Below are 12,539 nucleotides of genomic sequence, written 5' to 3'. Positions count from 1 at the left end.
GGGCGCAGCGCCCGGTCGCAGAACACACATGGCGACGTGAACGAGCGGAGTGGATCAACGTGAGTGCGGCGGTCAAGTACACCCTCGGCCGGGTCGGGCTGTTCGCGGCCGTGGTGGCGGCCCTCTGGCCGGTCAACATCGACATCTTCCTGAAGCTGATCGTGGCGTTGCTGTTCTCCGCCGCCCTGTCCTTCTTCCTGCTCAAGGGCTGGCGGGACGAGATGGCCGAGGAGATGGCCGTCGCCGCCGAGCGGCGCCGTACCGAGAAGGAGCAGTTGCGCTCCGCCCTGGCCGGTGACGACAAGGCCGACACCGACGGCGATGCCCCCTCCGCCGAGCAGCCGGGCGGCTCCGATTCCCGGCCCGGCCCCTCGGCCTGAGCTGGGCACCCGACCCCCTCGCGGTCCATGCCGCCGACGTAGGGATCAGGTTGGGATGGAGTAAACAGCGAGCGATATTGATATGACCATGTGACCGGTGGTGGGCTGGCCGCTACCGAGCGGGAAACCCCGCGCCTCCAGGAGGTTGTCCATGGCCTTCCGATCCATCCCTGTCCGCCGGGCACTGGCGCTGATCATGGCTGCTGGTCTCGGGCTACTAGCCCTCTCCGCACCACCGGTCTCCGCCCGCCCCGCACCGGATCGGGACGAGCAGCCGGCTGCCGCCCCCTACCGGGTGCTGGGTCCGAGGACGGTGGCCGACCGCACCGCGGTCGCCCGTACCGGTGCCTCGATCGACTACTCCGAACACGGGGTGCTGCACATCTCGGCCACCCGTACGGAGGCCGCCGCCATCACCCGGCTCGGCTTCCAGTTGGAGCCGATCGCCGCGGCGCCGACCGACCGGGGTCATGACCACGGGGACATCGGCGTCACGGCCTTCCCGCCGGCCGACGCCAACTACCACGACTACGCCGAGATGGTCGCCGTGGTCAACCGGGTCGTCGCGGACCACCCGGCGATCGCCCGCAAGATCAGCATCGGCACCTCGTACGAGGGTCGGGACCTGGTGGCGATCAAGATCTCCGACAATGTCGCCACGGACGAGAACGAGCCGGAGATCCTGTTCAACTCACAGCAGCACGCCCGTGAGCACCTGACCGTCGAGATGGCCATCTACCTGATGAACCTCTTCACGGACAGCTACGGATCGGACTCCCGGATCACCAACCTGGTCAACAACCGGGAGATCTGGATCGTGCCCTCGGTCAACCCGGACGGCAGCGAGTACGACATCGCCACCGGCTCTTACCGGTCGTGGCGCAAGAACCGCCAACCCAACAGCGGATCGTCGAACGTCGGCACGGACCTCAACCGCAACTGGAGCTACAACTGGGGCTGCTGCGGCGGTTCCTCCGGCTCGACCTCCTCGGACACCTACCGGGGCCCCTCGGCCTTCTCCGCCCCGGAGACCCAGGCCCTGCGCAACTTCGTCAACAGCCGGGTGGTCGGTGGAGTCCAGCAGATCAAGGCCAACATCGACTTCCACACCTACTCCGAGCTGGTGCTCTGGCCGTACGGCTACACCTACAACGACACCGCCACCGGGATGAACGCCGACCAGTACAACACCTTCGCCACCATCGGTCGGCAGATGGCCGCGACCAACAACTTCACCCCCCAGCAGTCCAGTGACCTGTACATCACCGACGGCAGCAGCATCGACTGGATGTGGGCGGTGCACGGCATCTGGGCGTACACCTTCGAGCTTTACCCGCGCTCGGCCTCCGGCGGCGGCTTCTACCCGCCCGACGAGGTGATCCCGCAGCAGACCACGCGCAACCGTGAGGCCGTGCTCATCCTCGCCGAGTACGCCGACTGCCCGTACCGGGCGATCAACAAGCAGGCCCAGTACTGCGGCGGTGGCAGCGGCGGTACGACGGTCTGGTCGGACACCTTCGAGACCAACACCGGCTGGACGATCAACCCCAACGGTACGGACACCGCGACCTCGGGCCAGTGGGAGCGGGGTGCCGCCCAGGCCACCAACTCCAGCGGTGCCAAGCAGTTGACCCCGTACGCCGGCAGCAACGACCTGGTCACCGGCCGGCTGGCCGGATCCGGGGCTGGTGACTACGACCTGGACGGCGGGGTTACCAGCGCCCGCTCCCCGGCGATCACCCTGCCGTCCAGCGGCACCCTGACCCTGTCGTTGGCCTGGTACCTGGCCCACGGCTCGAACTCCTCCTCGGCCGACTACCTCCGGGTCAGCGTGGTGCACAACGGCGGCACCACGACCCTGCTCAGCCAGGCCGGGGCGGCCAGCAACCGCAACGGCGCCTGGACCACCTCCAACCTCAACCTCACCCCGTACGCCGGGCAGTCGATCCGGATTCTGGTGGAGGCCGCGGACGCCTCGACGGCCAGCCTGGTCGAGGCGGCTGTGGACAACGTCACCATCACCGCCTCCTGATCCGACGGGGCCCCGTCACACCCCCTCGCGCGGGGCCCCGTCTCCAGGAAGCGGCTGATCGGCCCGGCGCTGCCAGCGCCGGGCCGATCAGCGTGGTCACCCCGGTGCGGCGGGGTGCCGGCGGGGCGTGCGCTACGGTTCTACCGACCCGCCACAGCGAAGCCGGTGTGAAACCGGCGCTGTCCCGCAACTGTGATGCCCCCTTCCGTGGGGGACGAGCCAGGTCGCCTGTGGCGCGGGTCGCGAACCGCGCTCTCGAGGAAGGGCGCCTCGCCCACGGGTGCCCTCGGCTCCCTGTCGGCGAAGCACCGATCTCCTCGACCGACAGGAGGACCGATGTCCAGACGTACCCCCCGGCTGCTCGCCGCCACCCTGGCGCTGGCCGCGCTGACCCTCGGTGCCTGCGCCGAGAAGACCACCGAGACCCCGGCCGCCGGTGGCAGCCCGACCAGCGGTGCCTTTCCGGTCACCGTAGGGTCGCTGACCCTCCAGCAGCGCCCGGAGAAGATCGTCTCGCTGGCGCCGACGGCCACCGAGATGCTCTTCGCGGTCGGTGCCGGGCCGCAGGTCGTCGCCGTCGACGACCAGTCCAACTACCCGCCCGAGGCACCGAAGTCGGACCTGTCCGGCTACCAGCCCAACGCCGAGGCGATCGCCGCGAAGAACCCCGACCTGGTGGTGCTCAGCGACGACCGCAACAAGATCGTCGACCAGTTGGCCACGCTGAAGATCCCGGTCTACCAGACCTCGGCGGCGCAGACCCTCGACGACACCTACCGGCAGCTCACCGAGCTCGGCATCCTCACCGGCAACGCCGACACCGGGGCGGAGGTGGTGCGACGGATGAAGGAGGACATCGAGAAACTCGTCGCCCAGGTGCCGGACCGGATCCAGGCCCCCACCTACTTCCACGAGCTGGGACCGGAGCTGTACACCGCCACCAGCAAGACCTTCATCGGCACGATCTACGCCCTGGCCGGTCTGGAGAACATCGCCGACCCCTCCGACGCCGACGGCAGGAGCGCCGGGTACCCGCAGCTCTCCCAGGAGGTGATCGTCGCGGCCAATCCGGACTTCATCTTCCTGTCCGACGTCACCTGCTGCCAGCAGAGCGCCGCGACGGTCAAGGCGCGCAGCGGCTGGGCCGACATCAACGCCGTACGCAACGACCAGATCGTGGAACTCGACGACGACATCGCCTCCCGCTGGGGCCCTCGGGTGGTGGACCTGCTGCGCACCATCGTGGACGCCACCACCAAGGCCGCCGAGTGACGAACGGCAGAAGTTAACAAGGGGCCCTTCCTATGCTCCACACGGTAAAAAGGGGCCCTTCCTTAGCTGGATCCCGGCCGGCGGGCCTGCGGAAACGCTGGCTCGCCGCCGGTATCGGCGCGGTGCTGGTCGCCCTGGTGGCCGGGGTCTCCCTCGGCCCGGTCAGCCTGCCCCCGGGCAGTGTCGCCCTGGAACTGCTCAACCTGCTGCCCGGGGTGCAGTTCGACAGTGGACTGACCGAACGGGAAGTCGCCATCGTCACCGAGCTGCGGCTGCCCCGGGTGGTGCTGGGGCTGCTGGTCGGCGGGCTGCTGGCCCTGGCCGGCGGGGCCTACCAGGGGGTGTTCCGCAACCCGCTGGCCGATCCCTACCTGCTAGGGGTGGCCGCGGGGGCCGGGCTGGCGGTCACCCTGGTGCTGACGGTCGGTGGGGTCGGTGCGGGCGGGGCCCTGAGCGGGCTGCCGGTGACCATCCCCCTGGCCGCCTTCGTCGGCTCGCTCGGCGCGGTGATCATGACCTATCTGCTCGGTGCGGCCGGCGGACGCAGCCGCTCCCCGGCCGTGCTGATCCTGGCCGGGGTGGCCGTCTCCGCGTTCCTGTCCGCCGGGCAGACCTACCTGCTGCAACGGGACGCGGAGAGCATCCAGTCCGTCTACTCCTGGCTGCTGGGGCGGCTGGCCACGGCCGGTTGGCAGGACGTCCGGTTGGTGCTGCCGTACTTCCTGATCACCAGTGTGATCGTCCTGCTGCACCGGCGGGAACTGGACGTGCTCTCGGTCGGTGACGACGAGGCGGCCAGTCTCGGCCTGCATCCGCAACGGTCGCGGTACCTGCTGATCGCGGCCGCCTCGCTGGGCACCGCCGCTGCGGTCTCCGCCTCCGGCCTGATCGGCTTCGTCGGCATCATCGTGCCGCACACCGTACGGATGCTGGCCGGGTCCAGCTACCGGGTCATCCTTCCGCTGTCCCTGCTGTTCGGCGGGGCCTTCCTGGCCCTGACCGACGTGGTGGCCCGGACCGCCGCCGCGCCGCAGGAGATCCCGATCGGGGTGGTCACCGCCCTGCTCGGCGGGCCGTTCTTCGTCCTCGTGCTGCGTACCGCCCGAAGGGTGCTGACATGACCCCGCCGGACCCGCCCGCCGTCGAGGTGCGTGGTCTTCAGGTCAAGCTGGACGGGGTGCGCATCCTCGCCGGCGTCGACCTGACCGTGCGCTCGGGCGAGTGGGTAACCGTGATCGGGCCGAACGGGGCCGGCAAGTCCACCCTGCTGCGCGCCGTAGGGGGCCTGCTGCCGGTGCCGCACCCGGTCCGCCTGTTCGGTACCCCCCTGGGCGGCCTGCGTCGTCGGGACCGGGCCCGGGTGGTGGCCACGGTGGCCCAGTCCCCGGTCGTACCGCCCGGGATGGCGGTGCTCGACTACGTGCTGCTCGGCCGCACCCCGTACATCCCGCCGTTGGGTAGGGAGTCCGCTGCCGACCTGGCGGTCGTGCAGGGGGTGTTGGAGCGGCTGGATCTGACCGGCTTCCGGGACCGGGAGCTGGCGACCCTCTCCGGCGGGGAACGCCAACGGGTCTTTCTGGCGCGGGCCCTGGCCCAGGGCGCCACCCTGCTGCTGCTCGACGAGCCGACCAGCGCCCTGGACATCGGCCACCAGCAGGAGGTGCTGGAACTGGTCGACCAGTTGCGCCGGACCGAGGGCCTGACCGTACTGGCCACCATGCACGACCTGTCGATCGCCGGCGAGTACGCCGACCGCATGGTGCTGCTGGCCGACGGCCGGATTGCTGCCACCGGCACCCCCGCCGAGGTCCTCACCGAAGACCTGCTCTCCCACCACTACCGCGCCCACGTCAAGGTCATCCCCGGCCCCCACGGCCCCCTGGTCCTCCCCACCCGCCCCACCCACCCCACCCACCCCACCCACCCCACCCACCCCACCCACCCCACCCACCCACCCCACCCCCAGTGACTCCTGTCGATCATGAGGTTGGCGGCATCGTGGAGATCAACAACTGCCGCCAAGCTCATGATCAACGGGGTGGGGTGGGTGGGGTGGGGTGGGTGGGGTGGGTCAGGAGGGTGGGGTCAGGGCGATGAGGGAGAAGAGGGCGCCGTCGGGGTCGCGGAGGGCGGTGATGCGGCCGGCGGGGATGTCGCGGGGTGGGACGAGGATGGTGCCGCCGAGTTCGGCGGCGCGTGCCGCGGTGGCGTCGGCGTCGGCCACGGAGAAGTAGAGGGTCCAGTAGGCGGGGGAGTCGGGGGCGAAGGCCTCCTCGCGCGGGGGCATCATGCCGGCCACCATCCGATCGCCGAGCCGCCACCCGGTGTAGGCGACCTGCCCCATCGGCTCCTCCTCGGGCTGCCACCCGAAGACCAGCTCGTAGAAGATCCGGGCCCCATCGGGATCGGGGGTGACCAGCTCGGTCCAGCACATCGCCCCGGGCACGTCGAAGATCTCGGCCCCGGAGAAGGTCATCGGCTGCCAGACGCTGAAGGCGGCCCCGGCCGGGTCACTGAAGACCGCCATCCGACCCCGGTCGAAGACCTCGAACGGCGGTACGACCACCTGCCCGCCTGCTCGCTCCACCCGCCCGGTGACCAGGTCGGCGTCGTCCGTGGCGACATAGGTGGACCAGATCGGCACCTGGTCCGGTACGGCCGGTGGCCCCACCCCGGCGACCGCCCGGCCGCCTAGCTGGAAGATCGTGTACCCGCCCGCCTCCGGCGCGGGCTCCACCTGGCCGGTCCACCCGAACAGCTCCGGATAGAACTCCCGGGCCCGGTCCAGCCCTGGTGTGGCCAGATCGGCCCAGCACGGTGTGCCCGACGGGACGCTGGCCACGGCCACCCCTCTCAACCCCCGCAGTGGCCGCCGCCCGACCACCCCTCCTCGGGCATCGTGGCACCGCCGACGCGGCATCCGGGCCGGAAACCGAGAGAAGGTCAGCTGAACCGGCGACCCTCGTCCCGTCGGTAGGCCCAGCCGGCCAGGGTGGCCAGCACCACGACCCAGACCCCGAGCATGACCAGCGAGAGCAGGTTGATCGAGTAGTCCCCGACGGCTGCCCACATCAGCTCCACCGCACCCCGGGTGGGCAGGAAGGGCGCGATCGCCTCGATGAAGCCGGGCGCCTGGCCCGGGGCGGAGAGCAGGCCACCACCGAAGGCGAGCGGGAAGAAGACCAACTGGGCCACCACGATCGCCGCCTTGCTGGGCAGCGCGTACCCGATGGTCAACCCCAGCAGGGTGAACGGCACCGAGACCACGGCCACGGTCGCCAGGGCCAGCAGGAAGGCCCCCGGAGTGATCCGGGCCTTGGTCAGGGTCGCGGCGATCACCACCACGGGGACCAGGGAGAGGTAGGTGAGGACCATCCCGGCCAGGATCCGCCCGGCGAAGCGCGGCGCCGACCCGGCCGGCAGAGTCCGGGTGTACGGATTCCAGGGCTGGTCGCGGTCCTCGGCGACACCCACGCCGTACTGGAAGATGTTGGAGCTCATCACCGAGAAGGTGACCATCGCGGCGGTGGCGTAGGTGGCGCCCACCGGGTCCTTGCCGGCGAAGGGCACCACGAAGAAGAGCATCGCGGCGGCCGGAAAGAAGGTGCTGCCGAAGATCGCTACCGGGATGCGGACGGTCTCCAGCAGTTGGTAACGCGCGTGTACCAGGGCAAGTTGCACGTCGAGATCCCCTCAGGTGGCCACTGGCGCGGCGTCGGTGGCGGTGATGGCCAGGAACGCCTCCTCCAGCGAGGTCGGGCGCACCTCCAGATCCCGGAACTCGACCCCGCTGGCGACCAGGTCCCGCACCAGTTGGTCGGCGTCGGCGGTGAGCAGGTGGGTGCGGCCGTCGACGTGCTCGGTGCGTACCACCCCGGGCAGCGGCGGAAGCGTGTCGACGGTCAGGCTCACCCGGCGTACCCCGACCACGGCCCGGACCGCCTCGACGGTGTCGTCGGCGAGCACCCGACCCTGGCCGATCACCACCACCCGGCGGGCCAGGGCCTCCACCTCCTCCAGGTAGTGGCTGCTCAGCAGGACGGTGCCACCCTCGGCGTGGAAGGCCCGGATGGCCTCCCACAGGGTGTGTCGGGCCTCCACGTCCAGCCCGGTCGTGGGCTCGTCGAGCACCACCAGCCGGGGGCGGCCGAGGAAGGCCAGGGCCACCGCCAGTCGGCGTTTCTGCCCACCGGAGAGCCCGCCGCACTGCCGCCGCACCAGCTCGGCCAGGCCGAACCGGTCGAGCAACTCCTCTTGGGGCACCGGGTCCGGGTAGTGGGCGGAGACGAAGTCGACCACCTCGCCGACCCGCAGGGTGCCGGGCAGCCCGGTCTCCTGGGGGGTGACCCCGATCTGCCGTCGGCTGGCCGGGTCACGCGGATCAGCGCCGTTGAGTTCCACCCGACCCGAGGTGGGCTTCCGCAGGCCGACCAGCAGGCTGATCAGGGTGCTCTTGCCGGCACCGTTGGGCCCCAGCAGGCCGACCAGTTCACCCGCCCGTACCTCGAGGTCGACCCGGTCCAGGGCGAGCACCTCGCCGTACCGGCGGCTGACCTGTTCGGCGCGGGCGAGGATGTCTCTTTCCACGCGCTTGATCATTCTCGGTTCACCAGGTGGTGGCAATACCGCCGGTCAGCCCAAGGGCGTGGGCAGGGGCGCGCTGTGCAGCACCGACATCCGGGAGACCGCCCGGGTGAGCACCACGTAGAGCCGGTGCAGCCCGCGTGGCTCGGCCGCGACGATGGCGGCCGGCTCGACCACGATCACGTGGTCGTACTCCAGGCCCTTGACCGCGGTGGCGGGGAGGACGGTGACGCGCGGGCCGCCGCCCGGGTCGTCGGGGGTCGCGGTCTCGATCCCGGCCGTCGCCAGCACCGCGCCCAACCGGTCCACCGCGTCGTCGGCGGCGATCACCGCGACCGACCCCTCGTGGGCGAGCGCCGCACCCACCTCGGCCACCGTCGCCCCGAAAAGATCGGTCACAGTACGCACCGTGAGCACCCCGTCGCGGCGCAAGGACTCGGCCGGCGGTACGTCCACGGCGAGCGAGGGCAGCAACCGGTTCGCGAAGGCGAGCACGTCGGCCGGTACCCGGAAACCGACGGTCAACGGCACCACGGTCGCGTCCGGCTTACCTAGGTGGCCCAGGGTCACCCGCCAGTCGGTGGCGGCCCACGGCGCGGTCGCCTGGGCCAGGTCGCCGAGCAGGGTCAGCGAACCGTGCTCGCTGCGCCGGGCGAGCACCCGGCACTGCATGGCCGAAAGGTCCTGCGCCTCGTCGACCACCACATGCCCGTAGCTGCCCGGCCGCTCGATCAGCCCGGCCGCCTCGTCGATCAACACGGCGTCGGCGGCGCTCCACCGGGTGGCCTTCGGCGTACGCCCCAGCTTCGTACCGGACCGAGGGCTGCTGATCCCTGCTGTGGAGGTGCTGTCCTGGTCGGTCAGCAGGGCCTGCTCGGCGGGGGTCAGCAGGCCCTCGGCGGCTGCGGCCAGCCGGGCGGGCTCGGCGAGCAGCGCGTGCACCAGCCCGTCCGGGGTCAGCGCCGGCCAGACCGTGTCCAGGAAGGCCGTCACCGGCTTCGCCCGGCCCATCCGGCGCAGCCACGCCTCACTCGGGGACTCCGCCCGCCGGGCCTCCGCCTGCCGTTGCAGCAGCCCGACCACCCGGGCCCGGACCCGTTCCCGGCCTAGGGCGTACGGCAACCGCTCGGCCCGGGTCTCCTGGACCAGCCGGTGCAGCGGCTCCAGGCCGATCCGCCAGCGGAAGGAGCCGTCGGAGACGACGATCGGCTCGGTCGGCTCACCGAGGTACCCGTCTACCGCCCGACGCAGCACCTCGGCCATCCGGGCGTCGTGCTTGAGCACCGCCACGGCCGGTGGGTCCACCGCCCGCACCGCCACCCGGTCGACCAGGTCTTCGACGGTCGCCTGCTCGACCTCCACCTCGCCGAGGGCCGGCAGCACCGCCGCGATGTAGGCCAGGAAGGCCCGGTTAGGGCCCACGACCAGCACCTTCGACCGGCGCAGCCGCTCCCGGTGCAGATAGAGCAGGTACGCGGCCCGGTGCAGCCCGACCGCGGTCTTCCCGGTGCCCGGGGCACCCTGGACGCAGATCGACTCCGCCAGGTCGGCGCGGACCAACTCGTCCTGCTCGGGCTGGATGGTGGCGACGATGTCCCGCATCGGCCCCACCCGGGGCCGTTCGATCTCGGCGGTCAGGATCCGGCTGGCGGTGCCGAGTTCCTCGCCCCGGTCCAGGTGCTCGTCCTCGAAGCTGGTCAGCGCCCCGTTGTCGAATCCGAACCGACGCCGTACGGCCAGCCCCTGCGGGTCGCTTGCGCTGGCCCGGTAGAACGACCGGGACACCGGCGCCCGCCAGTCCAGCACCAGCGGTTCGCCCTGCTCGTCGGTGATGTGCCGGCGACCGACGTGGTAGCGCTGTCCGGCATGCTCGGCGGGGTTGTTGTGTCCGGCTTGGTCGGCGGGGGCGGCTTGGTCGGCGGGGGCGGCGCCGAAGTCGAGTCGGCCGAAGAACAGCGGCGTTCGTGGGTCGTCGGCCAGTTCGGCCACCCGCCGGGCGAGGTGCCGGCCGAGCTGTTCCGCGGTGTACGAGTCCCCGGCGACCTTGTCGCCGGTGGCGAAGAGCGCCTCGGCGCGTTCCCGCATCCGGCGTAACGCCGTGCGGGAGATGTCCAGGTGTTCGCGTTCGGCATTGAGATCGGCGTCGAGGTCGGATGCAGGCACGATGCGATTCCTCACGGAGATTCCGGTTGCTCGCTCGCGTGTCCGGGGGCGGATGGCCGGCGCCCGGCGCGGGGACGTCCGCTGCGGTGCGTGCTCACCGCGGCCGTCAGGCGAACGGAAATCCTACTCCGGCCAGCAACGCCGGCAATCGAATTCTCATCCTGGTCGGGGATCATGAGGGCATGACGGAGGCCCACCCCGAGCTGCCCCGGGTGACGATCAGCGACCCGCAGACGTTGCGTGCGCTCGCCCACCCGGCCCGGCTCGCGATCATGGAACATCTCGCGGCGACCGAGGGGGCGGTGACCGCCACCGAATGCGCCGAGGTGGCGGGGCTGTCCCCGAGCGCGACCAGCTACCACCTCCGGGCGCTGGCCCGGTTCGGGCTGGTCGAGGCGGCGCCGAGCCGGGGGGATGCCCGGGAACGGTTGTGGCGCAGCACGATGCGGTCCTGGGCGATCGACGCCGGTCGGGCCGCCGACCCGTCGACGCGTGAGGCCGAGCGGAGCCTCGTCGAGGTCTTTCTGACTCGGAATCTGGAGCGTAGCCGCGACTGGTTGCGTCGGGCGCCCGACGAGCCGGAGGAGTGGTACCGGAACGCGATGCTCAGCGACTCGCTGCTGTTGCTCACGGCCGAGGAGTTGGCGGAGGTGAATCGCGCGGTGCTGGAGGTGCTGCGGCCGTTCCGCAAGCGGAGCCGGCCCGATCCGCCGCCGGGTGCCCGCCGGGTGGCGATCCAGTACCAGGCGCTGCCGCTGGACTGAGGGTCTTGTGTCGATCAGATGTGAAGCACTATTTTCGAAGTATGTCTTTCACATCTGGCGACTCGCGCTGGTCGGACGTCGGGCTGGCCACTGCCGCCCGGGGCATCGCGACCTGCGGTGACTTCCTCGCCGCCGTCACGCTGACGCTGACCCTCCAGTCGGCGGGGGCCGGTGGCAGCGCAGTCGCCGGAGTGCTGCTGGCGGCCACCTTGCCGCTGGTGCTGCTCGCCCCGTTGACCGGGCGGCTCGCCGACCGGGTGGACAGCCGGACCCTGCTGATCGGTGCCGGCCTGGCGCAGTCGGTGATCTGCCTCAACCTGGCGTACGCCCGGCATCCGCTGCTGGTCGTCTGCCTGATCGCACTGCTCGCCACCGGTCTGGCGGTCACCCAGCCGGTGCTCTCCGCCCTGATCCCCGCGATGGTGCGTCCAGCCGACCTGCCCCGGGCGGTCGCGCTCAACCAGACCGCCGGCACTATGGGCATACTCGCCGGTCCGGCGCTGGCCGGCTTCCTGGTCGGGTGGTTCGGCAGTCGGGTGCCGCTGCTGGTGGGCGCGGCGAGCTACCTTGCGCTCGTCGTTGCCGGGTTGCTCATCCGCACCCGTCGAGGCGGCGCCCGGCCTTCGACGCCGTCGGCTGCCGGTGCCGCCGGGACGCCGGACGGTGCCACGGCGGACTGGCGACTGCGCCGGGACCCGTTGCTGGTGGCGATGGTGGCCACCCTGGCCGGGGTGATCGCGGCAGTCGGGGCGATCAATGTGATCGAGGTCTTCTACGTACGGGAAACTCTGGGGGCCTCCGCCGCTACCTACGGACTGGTGACCGGGGCGTGGACCCTCGGCGTGCTCTGCGGTGCCTGGATCTTCGCCCGGCTGGCCCGGCGGTTCGCCGACGACGCCGCTCTGGTCCAGGCAGGTCTGTTCCTGCTCGGCGGCTGCTGCCTCATGGTGCTGGTCTCGGTGACGGTGCCGGTGGCGCTGCTGCTGGTGCCGATCTGGCTGATCGGTGGCGTGTGCAACGGCGGCGACAACGTTTTCAACAACCTGCTGTTGGCTCGGCGGGTACCGGAGGCCGCCCGTGGGCGGGCCTTCGCTGCGATGGGCGCGGCGGTGCAGGGCGCTTCGATGGTCGGTTACCTGATCGGCGGACTGTTGCTGGAGGTGAGCGAACCCCGGCCGCTGATCGTCGGCTGCGGAGTGGCCGGGTTGCTGGTGCTGCTCGGCTTCGTCCGGCCGGTCCGGCGTGCGATCCGGGCCGAGCGGTCCCGCTGCGCTGCGATGGCCCCGCCTGCAGGGCCGCCGGGTGCGGGGTTTGCCACTTCGACGCCGGTCCGCTGAGCAGGTC

Annotated in this window: 11 protein-coding genes and 1 riboswitch; of the genes, 7 read left to right on the top strand and 4 right to left on the bottom strand. The window is 71.3% G+C overall.

What is annotated here, in order from left to right; all coding sequences use genetic code 11:
* Nucleotides 1-59: 59 nt before the first annotated feature.
* The 5 genes from OIE53_RS21140 to OIE53_RS21120 all read left to right on the top strand — a co-directional run bounded on the left by OIE53_RS21140 (nucleotide 60) and on the right by OIE53_RS21120 (nucleotide 5,653).
* Nucleotides 60-380 carry a DUF4229 domain-containing protein gene (locus OIE53_RS21140; protein ID WP_327023257.1) on the top strand — a complete coding sequence of 107 codons (321 nt, stop codon included), beginning with the start codon at nucleotides 60-62 and terminating at the stop codon, nucleotides 378-380.
* 151 nt (nucleotides 381-531) lie between these two features.
* Nucleotides 532-2,412, top strand: a complete 1,881-nt coding sequence (locus tag OIE53_RS21135) for a M14 family zinc carboxypeptidase (RefSeq protein WP_327023256.1) — start codon at nucleotides 532-534, stop codon at nucleotides 2,410-2,412.
* A gap of 115 nt (nucleotides 2,413-2,527) precedes the next feature.
* Nucleotides 2,528-2,662, top strand: a riboswitch (cobalamin riboswitch).
* Between the two features lie 86 nt (nucleotides 2,663-2,748).
* Nucleotides 2,749-3,684 carry an ABC transporter substrate-binding protein gene (locus OIE53_RS21130; protein WP_327023255.1) on the top strand — a complete coding sequence of 312 codons (936 nt, stop codon included), beginning with the start codon at nucleotides 2,749-2,751 and terminating at the stop codon, nucleotides 3,682-3,684.
* 32 nt (nucleotides 3,685-3,716) lie between these two features.
* Complete coding sequence (locus OIE53_RS21125; protein ID WP_327023254.1) at nucleotides 3,717-4,805, top strand: FecCD family ABC transporter permease; 1,089 nt, start codon at nucleotides 3,717-3,719, stop codon at nucleotides 4,803-4,805.
* Complete coding sequence (locus OIE53_RS21120) at nucleotides 4,802-5,653, top strand: ABC transporter ATP-binding protein (RefSeq protein WP_327023253.1); 852 nt, start codon at nucleotides 4,802-4,804, stop codon at nucleotides 5,651-5,653. The genes OIE53_RS21125 and OIE53_RS21120 overlap by 4 nt, the downstream gene beginning before the upstream one ends.
* Before the next feature lie 102 nt (nucleotides 5,654-5,755).
* Here OIE53_RS21120 and OIE53_RS21115 read toward each other — a convergent pair whose 3' ends face one another.
* The 4 genes from OIE53_RS21115 to OIE53_RS21100 form a co-directional block, all read right to left on the bottom strand.
* On the bottom strand, nucleotides 5,756-6,526 hold the full coding sequence (locus OIE53_RS21115) for a VOC family protein (RefSeq protein ID WP_327023252.1): 771 nt from the start codon (nucleotides 6,524-6,526) through the stop codon (nucleotides 5,756-5,758).
* Between the two features lie 101 nt (nucleotides 6,527-6,627).
* Nucleotides 6,628-7,365 (bottom strand): ABC transporter permease, encoded by a 738-nt coding sequence (locus OIE53_RS21110; RefSeq protein ID WP_327023251.1) that lies wholly within the window; start codon nucleotides 7,363-7,365, stop codon nucleotides 6,628-6,630.
* A 12-nt stretch (nucleotides 7,366-7,377) separates the two neighbouring features.
* Nucleotides 7,378-8,283, bottom strand: coding sequence for an ABC transporter ATP-binding protein (locus OIE53_RS21105; protein WP_327023250.1), 906 nt, complete (start codon nucleotides 8,281-8,283; stop codon nucleotides 7,378-7,380).
* Nucleotides 8,284-8,316: 33 nt separating this feature from the next.
* Nucleotides 8,317-10,431 (bottom strand): HelD family protein, encoded by a 2,115-nt coding sequence (locus OIE53_RS21100; protein ID WP_327023249.1) that lies wholly within the window; start codon nucleotides 10,429-10,431, stop codon nucleotides 8,317-8,319.
* A gap of 182 nt (nucleotides 10,432-10,613) precedes the next feature.
* Between OIE53_RS21100 and OIE53_RS21095 the strand changes: the two genes are divergently transcribed.
* Both OIE53_RS21095 and OIE53_RS21090 read left to right on the top strand, forming a co-directional pair.
* Nucleotides 10,614-11,195, top strand: a complete 582-nt coding sequence (locus tag OIE53_RS21095) for an ArsR/SmtB family transcription factor (protein WP_327023248.1) — start codon at nucleotides 10,614-10,616, stop codon at nucleotides 11,193-11,195.
* Between the two features lie 41 nt (nucleotides 11,196-11,236).
* On the top strand, nucleotides 11,237-12,532 hold the full coding sequence (locus tag OIE53_RS21090) for an MFS transporter (protein WP_327023247.1): 1,296 nt from the start codon (nucleotides 11,237-11,239) through the stop codon (nucleotides 12,530-12,532).
* Nucleotides 12,533-12,539 lie beyond the last annotated feature (7 nt).

This window comes from Micromonospora sp. NBC_01739 (genome assembly GCF_035920385.1).
Classification (GTDB): Bacteria; Actinomycetota; Actinomycetes; order Mycobacteriales; family Micromonosporaceae; genus Micromonospora.
This window is presented reverse-complemented; position numbering and strand designations above follow the sequence as displayed.

Coding starts and splice junctions, on each gene's coding strand:
- OIE53_RS21135 (WP_327023256.1), top strand. CDS start 532: ATGGCCTTCCGATCCATCCCTGTCCGCCGGGCACTGGCGCTGATCATG.
- OIE53_RS21130 (WP_327023255.1), top strand. CDS start 2,749: ATGTCCAGACGTACCCCCCGGCTGCTCGCCGCCACCCTGGCGCTGGCC.
- OIE53_RS21125 (WP_327023254.1), top strand. CDS start 3,717: ATGCTCCACACGGTAAAAAGGGGCCCTTCCTTAGCTGGATCCCGGCCG.
- OIE53_RS21120 (WP_327023253.1), top strand. CDS start 4,802: ATGACCCCGCCGGACCCGCCCGCCGTCGAGGTGCGTGGTCTTCAGGTC.
- OIE53_RS21105 (WP_327023250.1), bottom strand. CDS start 8,283: ATGATCAAGCGCGTGGAAAGAGACATCCTCGCCCGCGCCGAACAGGTC.
- OIE53_RS21095 (WP_327023248.1), top strand. CDS start 10,614: ATGACGGAGGCCCACCCCGAGCTGCCCCGGGTGACGATCAGCGACCCG.
- OIE53_RS21090 (WP_327023247.1), top strand. CDS start 11,237: ATGTCTTTCACATCTGGCGACTCGCGCTGGTCGGACGTCGGGCTGGCC.